Source organism: Streptacidiphilus melanogenes, from assembly GCF_000787835.1.
Taxonomy (GTDB): domain Bacteria; phylum Actinomycetota; class Actinomycetes; order Streptomycetales; family Streptomycetaceae; genus Streptacidiphilus; species Streptacidiphilus melanogenes.
Genome location: NZ_BBPP01000016.1, coordinates 91,929 through 109,734 on the forward strand (window position 1 = coordinate 91,929; position 17,806 = coordinate 109,734).

The 17,806-nt window shown below is 71.8% G+C and carries 19 protein-coding genes and 1 tRNA gene; 10 read left to right on the forward strand and 10 right to left on the reverse strand.

The annotated features are described in order from the left end of the window. The first annotated feature begins 48 nt into the window (after positions 1–48). Positions 49–135 (forward strand) — tRNA-Ser (locus TR49_RS19070). A 331-nt stretch (positions 136–466) separates the two neighbouring features. Beyond that, positions 467–1,732, forward strand: a complete 1,266-nt coding sequence (gene lysA, locus TR49_RS19075; RefSeq protein WP_084725033.1) for a diaminopimelate decarboxylase — start codon at positions 467–469, stop codon at positions 1,730–1,732. Positions 1,733–1,787: 55 nt separating this feature from the next. On the opposite strand, the gene TR49_RS19080 is transcribed toward lysA, so the two are convergent. The 5 genes from TR49_RS19080 to TR49_RS19105 form a co-directional block, all read right to left on the reverse strand. Next, positions 1,788–3,035: a hypothetical protein gene (locus tag TR49_RS19080; protein WP_042383120.1), complete on the reverse strand. Its 1,248-nt coding sequence runs from the start codon at positions 3,033–3,035 to the stop codon at positions 1,788–1,790. Next, entirely contained in the window at positions 3,032–3,595 is a 564-nt protein-coding gene (locus TR49_RS19085; protein WP_042383121.1) for a sigma-70 family RNA polymerase sigma factor, read from the reverse strand. The genes TR49_RS19080 and TR49_RS19085 overlap by 4 nt, the downstream gene beginning before the upstream one ends. 88 nt (positions 3,596–3,683) lie before the next feature. Then, on the reverse strand, positions 3,684–5,216 hold the full coding sequence (locus TR49_RS45680) for an RNA polymerase sigma factor (protein WP_236653431.1): 1,533 nt from the start codon (positions 5,214–5,216) through the stop codon (positions 3,684–3,686). Positions 5,217–5,221: 5 nt separating this feature from the next. Then, positions 5,222–5,578 (reverse strand): YciI family protein, encoded by a 357-nt coding sequence (locus TR49_RS19100; protein WP_042383122.1) that lies wholly within the window; start codon positions 5,576–5,578, stop codon positions 5,222–5,224. Positions 5,579–5,676: 98 nt separating this feature from the next. Beyond that, positions 5,677–6,486: a pentapeptide repeat-containing protein gene (locus tag TR49_RS19105; protein WP_042383123.1), complete on the reverse strand. Its 810-nt coding sequence runs from the start codon at positions 6,484–6,486 to the stop codon at positions 5,677–5,679. A gap of 434 nt (positions 6,487–6,920) precedes the next feature. Here TR49_RS19105 and TR49_RS44555 point away from each other — a divergent pair, with 434 nt between their 5' ends. The 4 genes from TR49_RS44555 to TR49_RS19120 all read left to right on the forward strand — a co-directional run bounded on the left by TR49_RS44555 (position 6,921) and on the right by TR49_RS19120 (position 9,576). After that, positions 6,921–7,085, forward strand: a complete 165-nt coding sequence (locus TR49_RS44555) for a hypothetical protein (RefSeq protein WP_169789995.1) — start codon at positions 6,921–6,923, stop codon at positions 7,083–7,085. Between the two features lie 52 nt (positions 7,086–7,137). Then, positions 7,138–7,431: a Dabb family protein gene (locus tag TR49_RS19110; protein WP_042383124.1), complete on the forward strand. Its 294-nt coding sequence runs from the start codon at positions 7,138–7,140 to the stop codon at positions 7,429–7,431. Positions 7,432–7,606: 175 nt separating this feature from the next. Continuing rightward, entirely contained in the window at positions 7,607–8,449 is an 843-nt protein-coding gene (locus TR49_RS19115) for an RNA polymerase sigma factor SigF (protein ID WP_063770130.1), read from the forward strand. 299 nt (positions 8,450–8,748) lie between these two features. After that, entirely contained in the window at positions 8,749–9,576 is an 828-nt protein-coding gene (locus tag TR49_RS19120; RefSeq protein WP_042383212.1) for an RNA polymerase sigma factor SigF, read from the forward strand. Between the two features lie 44 nt (positions 9,577–9,620). On the opposite strand, the gene TR49_RS19125 is transcribed toward TR49_RS19120, so the two are convergent. Further along, positions 9,621–10,463, reverse strand: coding sequence for a tyrosine-protein phosphatase (locus TR49_RS19125; protein WP_052434431.1), 843 nt, complete (start codon positions 10,461–10,463; stop codon positions 9,621–9,623). A 151-nt stretch (positions 10,464–10,614) separates the two neighbouring features. Here TR49_RS19125 and TR49_RS19130 point away from each other — a divergent pair, with 151 nt between their 5' ends. Continuing rightward, positions 10,615–11,373 carry a hypothetical protein gene (locus tag TR49_RS19130; protein WP_052434432.1) on the forward strand — a complete coding sequence of 253 codons (759 nt, stop codon included), beginning with the start codon at positions 10,615–10,617 and terminating at the stop codon, positions 11,371–11,373. 37 nt (positions 11,374–11,410) lie between these two features. On the opposite strand, the gene TR49_RS19135 is transcribed toward TR49_RS19130, so the two are convergent. Further along, positions 11,411–11,608 carry a hypothetical protein gene (locus tag TR49_RS19135; protein WP_042383126.1) on the reverse strand — a complete coding sequence of 66 codons (198 nt, stop codon included), beginning with the start codon at positions 11,606–11,608 and terminating at the stop codon, positions 11,411–11,413. A gap of 141 nt (positions 11,609–11,749) precedes the next feature. On the opposite strand from TR49_RS19135, the gene TR49_RS19140 reads away from it, so the two are divergent. Together TR49_RS19140 and TR49_RS19145 are read left to right on the forward strand one after the other, a co-directional pair. Beyond that, positions 11,750–12,703, forward strand: coding sequence for an aldo/keto reductase (locus tag TR49_RS19140; protein ID WP_042383127.1), 954 nt, complete (start codon positions 11,750–11,752; stop codon positions 12,701–12,703). Next, positions 12,703–13,353, forward strand: coding sequence for a nucleoside/nucleotide kinase family protein (locus TR49_RS19145; RefSeq protein WP_042383128.1), 651 nt, complete (start codon positions 12,703–12,705; stop codon positions 13,351–13,353). The genes TR49_RS19140 and TR49_RS19145 overlap by 1 nt, the downstream gene beginning before the upstream one ends. Before the next feature lie 3 nt (positions 13,354–13,356). Here TR49_RS19145 and mscL read toward each other — a convergent pair whose 3' ends face one another. From mscL to TR49_RS19160, 3 genes are read right to left on the reverse strand one after another with little or no spacing between them, the layout of a single operon-like run. Next, the gene (mscL, locus tag TR49_RS19150; RefSeq protein ID WP_042383129.1) at positions 13,357–13,773 is read right to left on the reverse strand and encodes a large conductance mechanosensitive channel protein MscL; all 417 of its coding nucleotides are present in this window, start codon (positions 13,771–13,773) and stop codon (positions 13,357–13,359) included. A 36-nt stretch (positions 13,774–13,809) separates the two neighbouring features. Further along, on the reverse strand, positions 13,810–15,480 hold the full coding sequence (locus tag TR49_RS19155) for an MDR family MFS transporter (RefSeq protein WP_042383215.1): 1,671 nt from the start codon (positions 15,478–15,480) through the stop codon (positions 13,810–13,812). Next, positions 15,477–15,953, reverse strand: a complete 477-nt coding sequence (locus TR49_RS19160; RefSeq protein ID WP_042383130.1) for a MarR family winged helix-turn-helix transcriptional regulator — start codon at positions 15,951–15,953, stop codon at positions 15,477–15,479. Before TR49_RS19160 ends, TR49_RS19155 begins: the two co-directional genes overlap by 4 nt. A 299-nt stretch (positions 15,954–16,252) precedes the next feature. Here TR49_RS19160 and TR49_RS19165 point away from each other — a divergent pair, with 299 nt between their 5' ends. Beyond that, positions 16,253–17,755 carry a S53 family peptidase gene (locus tag TR49_RS19165; RefSeq protein ID WP_152627344.1) on the forward strand — a complete coding sequence of 501 codons (1,503 nt, stop codon included), beginning with the start codon at positions 16,253–16,255 and terminating at the stop codon, positions 17,753–17,755. The last annotated feature ends 51 nt before the right edge of the window (positions 17,756–17,806 follow it).

Here is a 17,806-nt window from a genome sequence, read left to right on the forward strand (position 1 = left end):
CCGAAAGGCGTTTAGGAGCACACGCCGGCGTCCGGTAGGCTGTCCCACGGTAGCGTGTCCGAGCGGCCAAAGGAGCACGCCTCGAAAGCGTGTGTGGGGGCAACTCCACCGTGGGTTCGAATCCCACCGCTACCGCTCTGAGCAGTAAGAACGAAGGGCCCCGACCGTATCGGTCGGGGCCCTTCGTCGTGGGGTCCCGAATGTGGTCTCAGTTGTCCCTCGGCAGGCGGCTCTTGGAGCGTCCCGAGGGGTGAGACTTCGGTTTCTTTCGGCTCCGGGGCCGCGTTGTTGCGCGCGGTGCGGACGCCGCAGGGGAATTTGCGGTCCGGTCGAGAGCGTGTCGCAGGATCTGCACCGGGGGTCGCGGGCGGAGCGGGCGGGCGCGCGAGGGCGTCCGATTTGCGCAGTAGCGTCGGGGGTCCGCGCTCTGCGCGAGCGGCCGAGAACCACGCGAAAAGGACCCGAAGTGACGCGCCTCCCCGCCCAGTTCCCCGGTGCCATCGACGGAGGCCGGATCGCCGGGCTCGTCGAGGCGTACGGGACGCCGCTGTGGGCCTACGACGCGGGCACGATCCGTGCCCAGATCGCGCGGCTGCGCAGGTTCGACACGATCCGTTACGCGCAGAAGGCCTCGTCCAACACCCACCTGCTGCGCCTGATGCGCGCCGAGGGCGTGCTCGTGGACGCCGTCTCGCTCGGCGAGATCGAGCGGGCGCTCGCGGCCGGGTACGACGTCGCGGGCGGGCACGAGCCCGTGGTGTTCACCGCGGACCTGCTGGACCGGGCCACGCTGCGCCGGGTCGTCGAGCTGGGCGTGCCCGTCAACGCCGGGTCGCCGCAGATGCTGGAGCAGATCGGGTCGGCCTCGCCCGGCCACAAGGTGTGGATCCGGATCAACCCCGGCTTCGGGCACGGCCACAGCCGCAAGACCAACACCGGCGGCGAGCACAGCAAGCACGGCATCTGGCACGAGCACCTCGCCGAGAGCCTCGCACTCGTCCGGCAGCACGGGCTGGACCTGGTCGGTTTCCACATGCACATCGGCTCCGGGGTGGACTACGGCCACCTGGAGGCCGTCTGCGAGACGATGGTCAAGCAGGTGCGGCTCGCCGGGCAGGACGTGCGGGCGATCTCGGCCGGTGGCGGCCTCTCCGTCCCCTACGGTCAGGACGAGCCGGAGCTCGACACCGACCGCTACTTCGAGCTGTGGGACGCCGCCCGGCAGGAGCTGGTCACCGAACTCGGCCACCCCGTGCGGCTGGAGATCGAGCCCGGCCGGTTCCTGGTCGCCGCCTCCGGCGTGCTGGTCGGCGAGGTGCGTGCGGCCAAGGCCGTCGGCAGCAACGACTTCGTGCTCGTCGACGCCGGCTTCAACGACCTGATGCGGCCCGCGATGTACGGCAGCAGCCACCGCGCGACGCTGCTCTCCCCTGAGGGCGAGCCGCGCACCGAGGGCGTGCGCGACACCGTGCTGGCCGGACCGCTCTGCGAGTCCGGCGACGTCTTCACCCAGAGCGCCGGCGGCGAGGTGCACGCGGTTCCGCTGCCTCAGCCCCGGATCGGCGACCTGCTGGTCTTCCACGACACCGGCGCCTACGGCGCCAGCATGTCCTCGACCTACAACTCCCGCCCGCTGATCCCCGAGGTCCTGGTCGACGGCGCCACGTCCCGCCTGATCCGCCGACGCCAGACGGTGGCGGAGCTGCTCGCGCTGGAGGAGACCGCCGGGTGAGGTCCTGGTCGGGCCCGCCCCCCGCGCGGGCCCGACCAGGACACGGGAGGGACGGTCAGGACATCTCGCGCCACTGCGTGCTCCGGGCGATGGCCGCGCACTGATCGAGCGTCAGCACCGGCTCCGGCCGGGATCGCGGCCCCGTCGGGCCCGCGCTGTTGAGCGCGACGATCCGCACCTGCAGCACGCCGTGCAGGTACACGGCCCAGTTCTGCACCGTGCCGGGGCCGCCCTTGCCGGGCTTCTGCACGGTGGCCAGCCAGTCGCCGTCCGGCAGCTCGACCGCGTGCGGATACGCGCCGCGGAACATCCTCAGGGCGTCGGCGGTCGAATCGCCGTCCCCCTCGACCGCGGCGAAGACGATGCCCATGCCCCGCCGGTCGGTCAGCACGGTCGCGACACCCATGGTCACGTCGTCGGCCCGCGCGATGGGCGTCCTGCTGAAGCCCGCGGGGAGCAGCGCGGCCAGGACCCCCGGCACGCTCGGCTTGGCGAGCGTGCCCTTGGCCGGCTTCGGCACCGCCGCGACGATCGGCTGCCATACCGGCGCGGTCACCAGCGCCTGCAGTTGAGCCATGGTCAGCGGCGGATCGTGCCGGGTCGGCGCGCCCCCGTAGAAGTCGGCCTTGTTGGACTCGCTGGCGACGACCTCCCCTCCCCACGGGAGATCCAACATCGCGGTCCAGTACCGGGAGGGGTTGGCCGGGTTCCCGTCGGAGGACTGCAGCACCCTGACCCGCGCGCCCTGCGGCAGGTTCGTGGCCCGACACTGCTCGAACTGGTTGTCCACGCAGGCCGTCGGCATGCCGCCGCTGCCGGGGGTGTCCCAGCGCTCCACGGTCAGCTCGATCCAGGCGGGGCCGTGGCCGTCGTCGTAGACCAGATGGACCTGCGCGGACGCCCCGCCGGTGGAGGGCGCGCCAGGGGTGGGCCTGCCGCTCAGTCCCCAGGCGTACGCCCCGCTCGCCTTCGCCGCGTGCGGCAGCAGGCCTTCGAGCGAGGCGATCATGCGGTTCGCGTCGACGTCCCTGGCCGTCGGCTTCTGCTGCTGATGGTGGCCGTGGTCGGCCGGGTCCGGTGTGGCGGCGAGCAGGCGCGGGACCGCGACGCCGCCCGTGGCCAGCACGGCGAGGGCGAGGCCGCCGACGAGACCGGCCCGGGTACGGCGCTTGCGGCGCACCCGTCCGACGAGGCGGTCGAGGTCGACCGGCGGCGTGACCGCCTGCTCGGCGGCGCTGTGGAGCGCGGAGGACAGCTCGGGCCGGTCCGCCTCCGGCGTCTGCGACGTCTGCTGCGCGGTCACCGCGCGTTCTCCTTTCCCGTCGAACGGCCCACGCCGACTCGCTGCCCCGGCGAGGCCTCTTCCGTCTCCCGCCACGGCGGGTCCACGACCGCGGACATGCGGGCCAGCGCCTCGCTGAGGTACCGCTTGACCGCGCCCTGGCTCAGTCCGATGCGCTCGGCCACGCCGGCCACCGGCAGGTCCTCGTAGTACCGCAGCACCACGCAGGCGCGCTGACGCGGCGACAGCGTCCCCAGTGCCTCGACCACGTCGTGGCGGCGCAGCACGCCCCCGCTGTGGTCGGGCGCGGCCTCAGGCGAGGAGAGGCGGGGCAGCAGGCGGGCGAAGCGTTGGCTGCGGCGACGCTGGTCGAGGAAGTCGTTGAGCATGGTGCGGCGCACGTAGCCCTCGACCTCCCCGAGCGACCAGGAGCGGCGCGGCCGCGCGAAGACGCGGACCAGCGCTTCCTGGAACAGGTCCGCGCCCTCTGTCATGTCGCCGCAGAGCAGGTAGCCGTACCGGCTCAGCTCCGCGCCGCGTGCTCGCACCAGTTGTGCGAGCTGATCCGACCACTCGGTCACATGCCCCTCCCGAAGCCCTCACCGAGTAACACGAACAGCCGTGCCGTTTCGTTGGGGGCGTCCCCGATCCTTTCGGAAGAGTGGCAGGTCAGAGCCGTCGCAGTCGACGCTGCAGCTGGTCGCGTTCGGCGGGGTTGCGGGTACGGGCGAGGGCGTGTTCCAGGGCCTGCGCGGCCTCTGCGGGGCGGCTGAGGCGGATCAACAGGTCCGCGCGGAGCGCGTGCAGGAGGTGGTAGCCGTCCAACCGCTCGGCCAGGCCGTCGACCTCCGCCAGCGCCGCCGCCGGACCGGCCACCTGGGCGAGGGCGACGGCCCGGTGCAGGGCGACCACGGGGGTGGGCGCGACGGCGAGGTGCTGGTCGTACAGGCGCAGGATCTGCCCCCAGTCCGTCGCCTCGGCGGTCCGCGCGTCGCTGTGCACGGCGTTGATGGCGGCCTGGATCTGGTACGGCCCGGGCCGGTCCCGCCGCAGACAACGACGCACCAGCGCCTGGCCCTCCGCGATCAGGCCCGCGTCCCAGAGACCCCGGTCCTGCTCGGCGAGCAGCACGAGCTCGCCGTCCGGCCCGAAGCGGGCGGGCCGCCGCGACCGGATCAGCAGCATGAGCGCCAGCAGCCCCATCGCCTCGGGCTCGTCCGGCATCAACGCGACCAGCAGCCGCCCGAGCCGGATCGCCTCCCCGCACAGCTCCTCCCGCGCCGGGTCGCCGCCGCCCGCGCTCCGCGGACCCGTGGCGCCGTCGGAGGCCGCCGTATCCGCCGTTCCCGCCCTGTCCGCTGGGACCCGCGCGTTGTCCGAGCTGTCCGCGGCATCGACACCCCTCGCGCCTTGCCCGCTCGTCGCGGCCTCGACGCCGTCCGCTCCTCCCGCGCCCGGCACGCCGTCCGCCGCCCCCGCGCCCCAGGCGCTGTCCGGGGCTCCCCACGCGCCGACGCCGCTCGCGCTCCGCGCGCTCCGGCCGCCCGCCGCGTCCTCCGCGCCGTCGGTTCGGCCTGCGCCCTCCGACGAGAGGTAGCCCTCGTTGAAGATCAGGTAGATGACCGCGAGGACCGGGCGCAGGCGGTCGGGCAGGTCGGCCTCCTCCGGGAGCCGGTAGGGGATGCGGGCGTCGCGGATCTTGCCCTTCGCCCGGACGAGGCGCTGCGCCATCGTGGGCTCGCTCACCAGGAACGCGCGGGCGATCTCGGCCGTGGTGAGGCCGCCGAGCAGCCGGAGCGTGAGGGCGACCTGGGCGGGCTCGGCAAGGGCCGGGTGGCAGCAGGTGAAGATCAGACGCAGCCGGTCGTCGTGCACGGGACCCTCCTCCCGATCCTGGCCGTCGCTCCCCTGGGGCGCGTGCAGCAGCAGCGCCTCCGCCTGGCGCGCGTCCCGGGTGGCCTCGCGGCGGGCGCGGTCGACTGCCTTGTTCCGGGCCGTGGTGATGATCCAGCCGACCGGGCTGGGCGGCAGCCCGGCCGCGGGCCAGCGCTCGGCGGCGACGGTGAAGGCCTCCTGGACCGCGTCCTCGGCGAGGTCGATGTCGCCGAGCGCGCGGACCAGGACGGCCACGGCCCGCCCGTACTCCGCCCGGAAGATCCGGGTGATCTCCTCTGGAGGAACCGAGCCGGCACCCTGCGGCACGGGGTTCAGTCCTCGACCTCGCCCTGGAACGGGCGCACCTCGATCGGCAGGCCCGTCGCCTGTGCGTAGCGGTTGCCCCAGGCCAGCGCCGCGTCCAGATCGACGGCCTTGATGATGCTGAACCCGCCGAGGTACTCCTTGCCTTCGGTGAACGGCCCGTCGGTGACCAGCACCTCGCCGTCCTTGGGCCGCAGCACCGTCGCCGTGCCCGGATCGTGCAGGCCCTGGCCGAAGACCCAGTCCCCGGTGGACTGGAGCTCGCTGCGGATCGCGCCCAGCTCGGCCATCACCTTCGCCAGGAACTCGGCGTCCGGGATCGGGCCCTGCGGCTGGTACATGCTGAGCAGGTACTGCTTCTTCATGGTGTCGCCTCCTCGTGCGGTGTCGCCCTCTCTCACCCTCTATACGAGCGGGGTCGGGCGGAATCGACACCGGCGACGCGCGGATTCTCCGGACCGGCTCAGCCGGTCCAGTGGCCCGGCCGGGCCAGCGTCCCGGGCAGGCGCGTCGCCGCGTCGCCGCGGGCGGCGTTCAGCTGGGGTTGGGTGAGGAACAGCGCACCGGTGAGGTCCGCGCCGCGCAGATCCGCCCCGCGCAGATCCGCGCCGATCACGTCCGCCCCGCGCAGGTCCGCGTCGCGCAGGTCCGCGCCGATCAGGTAGGCGCCGCGCAGGTTCGCCCCGCGCAGGTCGGCCCGGCGCAGCTTCGCGCCGACCAGGTCGGCGCCGCGGTGGTTCCGCCGGCGTCCGGGCAGCCCGGCACGGACCAGCTCGCTCGCCTCCAGGAGCAGCTCGCTCACCCCGGCGCGGACCGCTGCCACGTCCAGCGCGGCCAGCGCGTCGGCGTCCTCGCGCGTCATGCCCTCGACGTCCGCGAACGCGCTGCGCAGACGCGGGGCCACCGGCGCGGCGGCCGGGAGGTCGGCGGCCTCGTTCAGGTACCGGAGCAGCTCGTGCAGCTGCCGCATCACGGAGAACGCCGCGAACATCGCCGGCGCGGAGGCGGGCTCGCGTCGCCAGTCGACGCCGCCGAAGGTCAGCTGGGAGACCTTCTGCCCGGCCCCGAAGCAGTCGAAGACCGTGCAGCCGGCGTACCCGGATTCCCGCAGCCGCGCGTGGATTCCGCACCGGAAGTCCTCGGCGAGGTTCGCGCATGGCGTTCCGGCGGCCTTGTTCTTCGCGAAGTCCGCGGACTTGGAGAAGGGGAGGGCGACGCAGCACAGCCCGAAGCAGCTGCCGCAGTCGGACACGAGGGAGAGATCGGCGGGCACGTCCCCATTCTCCCAGGCCCGCGGCGGTCCTCGGTCGCGAAAGCCCCGCTCCCGGCGCCGACCACCCTGCCATGGCGCCGGGAGCAGGACTTCGCACGGAAGGGGAGCAGCGACGGGGGTTCGCTGCCGCTCCCCTGCGGAGTTCCCGATCGAGGACGCGTCCGGGAAGGGACGAGCCGTCGATCCCACAGCGGGAAGTCCGGTCCACGTACCTGGAGGTCCCTGCCAGACCTGCTCGGTACGTCTTCCACTCTGCCGCCGGGCGCCGCCACCCGCAGGCGGCGTTGGGCCTGATGTGCGGGGACCTTGGTCCCTTCGGCTTGACGCACTGCTCACATCCGCCCGGGGGAGCGGGTTAGGCTTCGCCCGTACGGGTGAGAGTCCGCACGGGTGAATGAGTGTCAGGGGCGACGGCACGGGGAGGTGCACGAGAGATGGGGCAGGCCAGGAAGATCATCACCTGGGCCGTCGTGATCTTCGTGCTGTACACGATCATCACCTCTCCGGTCCGGGCGGCCGATCTGGTGCAGGTGGGCTTCACCGGGATCTCCCACGCGGCGAAGGCCGTGGGCACGTTCATGAGCAGCCTGATCAAGTGATGCCGCAGGTGAAGTACCCTCGGGGCACTCGACCCGCCAAGGAGTGCCGCTCATGATCCGCCACCTGGTCCTGTTCAAGCTGAACGACGGTGTGACCAAGGACGACCCGCGCGTTCCCGCCGCCGTCGCCGCGTTCGAGAAGGTCGGCACGACCGTGCCGCAGCTGCGCGAGTGGCAGATCGGCTGGAACGTCACCGAGCGCGACATCGCCTACGACTTCGCGATCAACAGCCTGGTCGAGGACCGCGAGGCGCTCCAGGCCTACCTGACCCACCCCGACCACGTGGCCGCCGCCGGGCTCTGGCGCGAGTTCGCCACCTGGGTCATCGCCGACTTCGAGGTCTGACACACCGTCGGCGTCCGCGCAACCGGAGACGATCCGGAGCAGCGGATTCCACCAACACGCGTAAGGCCGGTGCTTGCTCGCCTCCGGACCGACTTGTGATGCTATGACCAGTTTTGCCAGATATGGGACTGGCTTTCGCTGGATATCACAAGGGATCACGAGGGGCGGCGTGGCGATGCAGGCACCGGGAGAGGCCCCCGGCGGGGCAGGCGAGACGACGCCCCCCGCCGAGCCGCTCTCCTCCGCGATCGCGGAGTCGCGGGTCGACGTGCGTGCGCTGACCCGCGTGCTCTTCGAGCGCATGGCCGAACTGCCCTCAGGCTCCCCGGAGCACGAGCGCGTGCGCGCCGCCCTGATCGAGGTCAACCTGCCGCTGGTCCGCTACGCGGCGGCGCGCTTCCGCGGCCGCAGCGAGCCGATGGAGGACGTCGTCCAGGTCGGCACCATCGGGCTGATCAACGCCATCGACCGGTTCGACCTCAGTCGCGGCGTCCAGTTCCCCACCTACGCCCTGCCCACCATCCTCGGCGAGATCAAGCGCTACTTCCGCGACAACGTCCGCACCATGCACGTCCCGCGTCGACTCCAGGAGCTGTGGGTCCAGGTCAGCAGCGCGATGGAGGAGCTGACGGTCACCCACGGACGCCAGCCCAAGGTGCCCGAGATCGCCGCGTCGCTGCGCATCCCCGAGGAGGATGTGCGCGCCTGCCTCGACGCCGGCCGCGCCTACAACGCCACCTCACTGGAGGCCCAGCAGGAGCACGACGGCGGCCTCGCCCTGCTCGACCGGCTCGGCTACGAGGACGCCGCCCTCACCCATGTGGAGCATCGGGACATGGTCCGTCACCTGCTCGTGCAGCTGCCGGACCGGGAGCGACAGATTGTGATGCTGCGCTTTTTCGGCAACCTCACCCAGTCGCAGATCTCCACCGAGCTCGGCATGTCCCAGATGCACGTGTCACGCCTGCTCGCACGGATCTTCGCCCGGTTGCGAAGCGGCAACCACTGGGAGAACTGAGGCCTCCTCAGGCGCACGCCCCCTCGCCTCACGCCGATCGCTCTGCGTAGTCGAGTGTCCGTCATATGCCGTAATAGTCCTACTGATCAACCTGGGAAATCGCTCCTGACAGCACGTTGCCGCCGCGTGACATCTGGCCCTCTCGTGGTTTGCCGGGGATGCTGTGCCGGTATCCCAGTGGAGGTACGGAGTCGTCGGCATGTCGACTCATCGATGGCTGAGTTGAAGGGGGTTGCAGCGTGTCCGAGGCACTCGTCCATGAGGCGCACGGCGCAGACGACGCTCTTGTCCACGGCGCCGTGGTCCTTCCCGCCCAGCGGGCGACCGCTCAGGCGGTCGTTCCGGCGGCCGCTCCGGCAGAGGACGGGCTCGACACCCGCACCCTCTCCCGGTCGCTCTTCCTGCGGTTCGCGGAGCTCACATCGGAGCACCCCGACTACGCGTACGTGCGGAACACGTTGATCGAACTCAACCTGCCGCTGGTCCGCTACGCGGCCGCGCGCTTCCGCAGCCGCAACGAACCGATGGAGGACATCGTCCAGGTCGGCACGATCGGCCTGATCAAGGCCATCGACCGGTTCGACCACGACCGCGGCGTGGAGTTCCCCACCTTCGCGATGCCGACGATCATCGGCGAGATCAAGCGTTTCTTCCGCGACACCAGCTGGTCGGTGCGCGTTCCGCGCCGCCTGCAGGAGCTGCGCCTGGCCCTCACCAAGGCCGGCGACGACCTCAGCCAGCGGCTGGACCGCAGCCCGACCGTCCCCGAGCTCGCCGAGTGCCTCGGCGTCAGCGAGGAGGAGGTCGTCGAGGGCCTCGCCGTCGGCAACGCCTACACGGCGTCCTCGCTCGACAGCACGCCCTCCGAGGAGGACGGCGACGGCCCCCTCGCGGAGCGCCTCGGCTACGAGGACGCGGCGATGGAGGGCGTCGAGTACCGCGAGGCCCTGAAGCCCCTGCTCGCGCGGCTGCCCGCACGCGAACGGCGGATCATCATGCTGCGGTTCTTCGGGAACATGACGCAGTCACAGATCGGCGAGGAGATCGGCATCTCCCAGATGCACGTCTCCCGCCTCCTGACGCGCACCCTGGCCACCCTCCGCGAAGGCCTGATCGCCGAGGGATAGGTGCTCACCCCAGGGGCGCGGGCCCAGCGCCCCTGGGGTGAACGTCAGTCCAGAAGGTTCTTCCTCAGCGCCTCGAGGTCCCCCTGTGCAAGTCCCAGCCCCTCGCGCAGGAACGCGTCGAAGCTGGGCCAGCCGGCCTCCACCGCGGCGAAGGAGGCGTCGAGGTAGGCGCGGTCCGCGTGCATGACGGGGCGCATCAGCTCGGGCTCGCGCATGACGCCCTGGGTGCCGAGGTGGTCGAGGATGCGGGCGATCAGCCCGTCCGTGCGCTCGTTGGTGAGCAGGTAGTCCGCGTAGACCGTCTCGCGGTCCACACCGAGGGCGGTGAGGACGATCGCCGCCGTCCAGCCCGTGCGGTCCTTGCCGGCCGTGCAGTGGAAGAAGAGCGGCAGGTTCTCGGGGCGGGCCAGCGCCTTGACCGTCGCGGCGAAGCGCCCGCGGATCTCGGGGTCGGTGACGAACCACCCGTACATCGAGACCATCATCCGCTGTGCGCCGCCGTCGCCGAGCAGGTCGCGCTGGGCGTCGCCGTCCTGCGCGGCGAGCGTGTCGCGGAGCGAGGCGTAGATGTCGTGGTCGGTGGCGAAGACGGGCTGGGCCTCCAGCTCGACGCCGGCGGGGAGCCGGTCCGCGCCGTTCTCGACGACCTCGTTCGTGCCGCGCAGGTCGATCACGTGGCGCAGGCCCAGGCCCTCAAGGACGGCGAGGTCCTCGTCCGTGGCCCGGTGCAGCGCGTCACCGCGCAGCGCGACGCCCAAGCGGACCGTCCGACCGTCTGCGGTGCGGTATCCGCCCAGGTCACGAGCGTTCACGGCGCACTGCAGCCCGAGGCTGCGCCCGGGGGCGCGGTCGGTGCCGGTGTCGACGACGCGGTCCTGCTGGGTCACATCGGCTCCCTCGGGTCGGGACGAACGTTTCTTCGTGCAATCGTTCGCCAGTGTAGGCACCCGCCGAGGCCGCGCCGAAGGGTGTCTTCCTGACCTGATGACCCGTCAGTAAACTGGCGTCTCCGGAGACGGGGCGGGGAGGCGGTCGGCGATGGCGCGTACCACGAAGGGGCTGGTGATCGGCGGGTTGCTCGGTGCCACGGTGCTGGCCCTCGCGGGTTGCGGAGCGGACCGCGGAAGCTCGGTCGCGCTCGACGACGCTCCCGCGCCGGCCGCGACGACGCCCTCCCAGGGTGGCGTGGTCTTCGTCCCGCTCGACCCGCACACGTCGACGCGCGCTTCGTCGGCGCCCGGCCCGGCGGACGCGACCGGCACGAAGGGCGGGGCGGACACCTCGGGCACGCCCGGCGCCCCGGCCTCAACGCCCGGGACCCCGGGGGCGGGCGGCGGCACAGGCGGTGGCGGCGGCACAGGTACGGGCTCAGGTACGGGCGCGGGCAGCGGCGGCACGCCGAGCAGCCCTCCGGCCCAGGGCGGCGGCCACGGAGGGACCGGGGGAAGCACCGGCGGCGGAGCCACCGGCGGTACGGGCACACCGCCGCCGCAGACGCCCGCCAGTCTCGCGGTCACGGCGCTGCAGACCGCCGACACCGCTCAGCGCTGGTGCCAGAAGGTCACGCTCACGCTCGCCAACAGCGGCGACCGCGCCGCCACCGGCGGCACGGTGACCTTCGCCACACACGTCATCGGCGCACTCGGCGTCGACTGGTGGACCTACCGGACGAGCCAGCCGCTGGCCGCGCCCGTCGCCGGGCACGCGAGCGCCGACGAGAGCTGGACCATCTGCCTGGACGCGTGGCGCGTCCCACTCGGCATGCACCTGGAGACCCGGGCGGCGACCCTCGGCTGAGCCGGTACGAACGCCTGTGTGCTGACGGGAACGGTGCTTACTTGAACGCGAGGTAGACGACGCCGATCACGACCACCAGGCCGATGATCACCGCGGCGGCGATGACGCCGGTGCGGCGCGTCTCGCTGGGCGCGGTCGCCGGCTGGACCACGGGCTCGTCGACGAAGGCGCGGAACATCTGCGTGCTCGCCGAGGTGTCCTCGTTCGAGGGCTGGTAGTTCTGGTAGTTCGACATGTGCCCTGACTCTAGCCAATGACGACCGGAAGCTGGACCCCCGAATGTCGCAGCTCTGTGACAGAAACCCCGGATTTCGCGTGGAGAAGTCGTGCGGCGTGTCGGGGAACACGTCCTCACTCGCATGTCGTTGAGCACGGCATGACCTCCTCCGCACGTGTGCAGCTCGGCAGCTCCGACCTCTCCGTCTTCCCGCTCAACCTCGGCGGCAACGTCTTCGGCTGGTCCGCCGACCGCGATCAGTCCTTCGCCGTCCTCGACGCCTACACCGCCGCCGGCGGCAACTTCGTCGACACCGCCGACGTCTACTCGGCCTGGGTCCCCGGTCACACCGGCGGCGAGTCCGAGACGATCATCGGCGCCTGGACGGCCGCCCGGGACAACCGCGACGACGTCGTCATCGCCACCAAGCTCGGGGCACACCCGCAGTTCCAGGGCCTGCGGGCCGACAACATCACCGCCGCCGCGGAGGCCTCGCTGAAGCGTCTCGGCACGGACCGGATCGACCTGCTCTACACGCACTTCGACGACGAGTCCACGCCGGTCGAGGAGATCATGACCGCGCTGGACGCCCTGGTCCGGGCGGGCAAGGTCCGCCAGATCGCCGCGTCCAACATCTCTCCGGCCCGGCTGCGCGCCTCCATGCAGTTCGCCCGCCGTGAGGGCCTGGCCGAGTACGTCGCACTGCAGCCGCACTACAACCTGATGTCGCGCGACACGTACGAGGGCGAACTGGCGGACGTCGCGTCCGAGTACGGGCTCTCCGGGGTTCCCTACTACGCCCTGGCCGCAGGCTTCCTGACGGGCAAGTACCGCGCCGGTGGCCAGAAGGTCGACAGCGTGCGCGCGAGCGGCGCCGAGAAGCACGCCGCCAGCGAGCGGGGCCGGCAGGTCCTCGCCGCGCTGGACGCGACCGCCGAGGCGCACGGCGTCGCGGTCGCCACCGTCGCCTTGGCGTGGCTCGCCGCGCAGCCCACCATCGCTGCGCCGATCGCCTCCGCCCGCACCGTCGAGCAGCTGGCCGACCTGGTCGCCTTCCCCGAGCTCACGCTGACGCAGGCCGAGCTGGACGCGCTGACCGCGGCCTCCGCCTGATGCCGCAGGTCCGGCCGCTCACTCCGGAGTCGCTCGCCGAGGAGCTCGCGGAGCGGATCGCCGCGCTGGCGACAGCCGGCTCCGAGGAGGGCCGGACCTGGACCAGGGTCGCCGTGGACGGCGCGGACGCCGCCCGTCCCGGCGACCTCGCGGACGCGCTCGTCGAGCCGCTGCGGCTGCGCGGGCGGCCCGTCCAGCGGATCCGCGCACGGGACTTCCTGCGGCCCGCGTCGCTGCGCTTCGAGTACGGTCACCACGACCCGGACGCCTACCTGGACCGCTGGCTGGACGCGGGTGCCCTCTTCCGTGAGGTCTTCGACCCGCTGGAGCCCGGAGGCTCGGGCCTGGTCCTGCCGACGCTCTGGGATCCGGTCACCGACCGCGCCACGCGCGCGGAGCGCGTCCCGCTGGCCCCCGGCGGGGTGCTGGTCCTCGACGGCCCTCTGCTGCTGGGCCGCTGGTTCCCGCTCGACCTGGCGGTCCACCTGCGGCTGACCCCGGCCGCGCTGGAGCGCCGCACACCGGAGGCCGAGCGGTGGACCCTGTCCGCCTTCGCCCGCTACCAGGCGGAGATCCGCCCCGAGGAGTCCGCCGACATGACCGTGCGGGCCGACGATCCTCGTCGGCCCGCACTGGTCGTCAACGTGTGACGGTCACTGCCTCGGGATGGTGGCGTACTGCACCGGCAGCTGCGCGGTGCAGAACGCGCAGCGGCTGGCGGCCGCCGGGATGGAGCTCAGGCACTCCGGGCAGTCCTTCTTCGGCGCGTCCACGTCCGCCTTCGTCGAGAAGCGGGTCGTCAGCTTGGTGACCGGCAGCACGACGAGGAAGTAGACGACCGCTGCGGTGATCAGGAAGCTCAACGCCACGTTGATGAAGTCGCCGTACTGGAAGTGGTGCCAGGACTTCGCGGCAAGGTCGTTGTTCTTGCCGCCGAAGAGGCCGATCAGCGGCGTCAGGAAGTCCTTGACGAACCCCTGCACCACGCCGGTGAACGCCGCACCGATGACGACACCCACGGCCAGGTCGACCACATTGCCGCGGAGCAGAAACTTCCGGAAACCCTTCATGGCGGGTCACCGTATCACCCATGGGGGTGATACGAGTTACGCCGACTTGTCCGCTTCCTCCGCCGCCCGGGCCTGGATTCCGGAGACCTTGCGCAGCGGGACCTCCTTGATGATCACGGCGAGCAGGAAGGCCACCACCGCGACGCCGGAGGCGATCAGGAAGACCAGGTGCATCGAGTCGGCGAAGCCGACCTTGAAGGGCGCGGCCAGGGCGTCCGGGAGCTTCTGGATGAAGGAGGAGTCGCTCAGCACCGACGAGGAGTTCGCGCCGGACAGCGCGTGCGGGTGCTGCGCATAGGCCTGCTGGAACGCCGGGGTGTGCTGGGCCGAGGTGAAGGCCTTGGCGACGTTGTCCTTCACCGTGCTGAACAGCACCGAGAGGAAGATCGCGGTACCGGCCGTCGCACCGAGCTGGCGGAAGAAGGTCGCCGAGGCGGTGGCCACGCCCATGTCCTGCGGCGGGACCGCGTTCTGCACGGCCAGCGTCAGCGTCTGCATGGTCAGGCCCAGGCCGACGCCGAAGACGGCCATGTAGCCCATGGTCTCCGGCAGCGGGGTGTTCCACTCCACCCGGAAGTGGAAGAGGAGCATGGAGCCGACCATGACGGCAGTGCCGACCACCGGGTAGATCTTGTAGTGCCCGGTCCGGGCGATCAGCCGGCCGACGACGATCGACGTGACCATCATGCCGAGCATCAGCGGCAGCATCATCAGACCGGACTTGGTCGGGCTCGCGCCCTTCACGATCTGCAGGTACTGCGGGATCATCATCATCCCGCCGAACATCGCCATGCCGACGAGCACGGACAGCAGACTGGTCTGGCTGAAGACCTTGTTGGAGAAGAGCCGCATCGGGATCAGCGCGGCGTCGCCCATGCGGCGCTCGACCAGCAGCCAGACGACGATGCCGACGGCGCCGATCGCGTAGCAGCTCAACGAACGCGCGGAGGTCCAGCCCCAGCCCTGGCCCTGCTCGGCCACCAGCAGCAGCGGCACCACGCCGACGGCGATGGTCACCGCGCCCCACCAGTCGATCCGCTGCTCGCGGCGGACGTGCGGGACGTTCAGCACCTTGGCGACGACGACCAGCGCGATCATGCCGATCGGCACGTTGACCAGGAAGACCCAGCGCCAGCCGGAGATGCCGAGAATCGTGGTCTGACCGGCCAGGAAGCCGCCGACCAGCGGGCCGAGCACGCTGGAGGTGGCGAAGACGGAGAGGATGTAGCCCTGGTAGCGGGCGCGTTCGCGCGGCGGCACGATGTCGCCGATGATCGCCAGCGCCAGGGACATCAGACCACCGGCGCCCACACCCTGGAACGCCCGGAACCCGGCCAGCTCGATCATCGAGGTGGAGAAGGTGCAGGCGATCGAGCCGACGACGAAGATGCTGATCGCCGCGAGGAAGAACGGCTTGCGGCCGTAGATGTCGGAGAGCTTGCCGTACAGCGGCGTGGCGATCGTCGAGGTGATCAGGTACGCCGTCGTGGTCCACGCCTGCTGGCTCAGACCGTGCAGGTCGTCGGCGATGGTCCGGATCGCGGTGGAGACGATGGTCTGGTCGAGCGAGGCCAGGAACATGCCCATCATCAGGCCCGACAGGATCGTCAGGATCTGGCGGTGGCTCAGTCCGGCTCTGGCCGCGGCGTCGGGTATGCCCGGCGCGGCGGCGGTGGCCGCCCCTCCGTGGCTGTTGCTGCTGCTCACTTGGCTGCTCCCTGCTCGGCGGTGTGGTGCCGGGCGAATTCGTCGTTCAGGCGGGACAGGAGACGGACCAGCTGTTGGCGGTCCGCCCCGGTCCAGTTCTCCAGGAGGGCGCTGAGCTCCCGGTTGCGTTGCTCCCGGAAGGCCTCGAAGGCGGCCAGGCCGCTCGGCGAGACCGAGAGCAGCACGCCGCGCCGGTCCTCGGGGTCGGGCGTGCGCTCCACCAGGCCACGCTCGACGAGCGAGCGGACCTGACGGCTCACCGTCGACAGGTCCAGATGCGCGTCGACGGCGAGATCCGTCGCGCGCCTCGGCCCGCAGCGGACCAGAACGGCGAGCAGCACGCGGTCTCCGCCGCCGTGCTCGTCGCGTGAGCGCTGCTTGCGCGCCTGCATGAACCGGAAGAAGCGGACCAGCTCCTCACCGAGCTCCGCCGCGACCGGGTCGGACTGCTCGGCCTGGTTCGTCCGTGCCACGACGCCCCCCGCCTCCCCACTTAGTTGCTTGCTCCCAGCAACTAAATGTAGCGCACACTCGTCCGCGCAAAAACCACCTCCGGGATGACCTCGACTCGGACTCAGGTCGTAGGCGGGCCGGGGCGGGCCACCGGGCGGGCCAGGGCGGACCTTTGGCACCACGGCCCGAGGGGTCAACAGGTTGCGCTCCGGTCTCGGTCGTGTCCGAGGCGTAGTGCGGACGACCGTCCGCCTCTAGCGTGGGCCCGCACGAACCTGATCCCCTCACACCCTCCGGAGGGCTCTCTATGGTTCCATCGGTGCGCCGCCGACTGCTTGCCGCAGTCGTGAGCGGCCTCACCCTCGCCGCACCCGGCGCCGCGCTCGGCGCGAGTGCGGTGACGAGCACCACAGCAGCGGCCTACCCGCAGGTCAGACCGACCGTCGCGGAGTACACGCAGCTGAGCACCGCCAACACCCCGCCCACCCAGGACCAGTGCGGCTCCGTCGGCAGACGCTGCTTCACCCCGCAGTCCGTGCAGGCCGCTTACGACCTCGGCCCGCTCTACACGGCCGGGGACGACGGCAGGGGCATGACCATCGCGATCGTGGACTCCTACGGCAGCGACACCATGGCCCACGACCTCCACGTCTTCGACCAGGCCTTCGGAGTCGCACCCATGTGCGGCGAGGAGGCGGTCACCTGCACGCCCGGCATGCCCTCCTTCAGCGAGCTGCACCTGCAGGGCGCGCCCGCCACCGTGGCGCCGCCGCCCACCAGCAAGGGCACCGGCCAGGAGGACAAGGCCGCCTGGGCGCTGGAGGTCTCCCTCGACGTCGAGACCGCGCACGCGGTCGCGCCGGGGGCGAACATCCTGCTGGTCACCACGACCACCGCGGAGACCCTCGGCGTCCAGGGCTTCCCGCAGATGATGGCGGCCGAGGACTACGTGGTCCAGCACCACCTGGCCAACGTCATCTCGCAGTCCTTCGCCTCCGGCGAGGGCGCGTTCTCCAGCACCGCGGCCCTGCAGAACCTGCGCTACGCCTTCCAGGACGCCTCGAACAACGGCGTCACGGTCCTCGGCTCCTCCGGCGACAACGGCTCGGCGATCACGACCAAGACCCCGGTGAAGAAGGGCGGCACCACCCTGCCGGACCCGGGCGTCGAGTGGCCCGCCTCCGACCCGTTGGTCACCGGCGTCGGCGGCACCTACCTCTGCACGGACGCGAACGCGGGCACGAACAGCGCCCGGACCGCGGACAGCAGCAGCAACCCGGCCACCTGCCAGGCCCACCCGGGCCAGGCCGAGATCGGCTGGACCGACGGGGGCGGCGGCTACAGCTCCGTCTTCGCCCGCCCGTCCTACCAGGGGACCCTGCCCGCCGGCAGCTCCGCGATCGGCGCGATGCGCGGCGTGCCGGACGTCTCCCTCCAGGCCAGCGCCGGTACCGGCATGCTGGTCTACATCTCCCTGCCGCCGGACGGCGACAGCGGCCTCTCCTGCGGCAGCACGGCCTGCAGCACCGGCTGGTACGACGTCGGCGGCACGTCGCTCGCCTGCCCGCAGTGGGCCGGCCTCGTCGCCATCGCCGACCAGCTCAACGGCGGCGGCCTCGGCCCGATCAACCCCGCGCTCTACAAGGTGGCGGCGAACCCGGCACAGTACGCGGCGGACTTCAACGACATCACCATCGGCAACAACACCGCCGACCCGTCCGTCCCGGGCTACCCCGCGTCCACCGGCTGGGACCCCGTCACGGGCCTCGGCACCCCGAACGCGGCGCTGCTCCTGCCCGACCTGGTGGCGGCCTCGCACTGACCTCCGGTCACCCCGCGTGCCTTGCCCCGGTGTTCACGCCGGGGCAAGGCA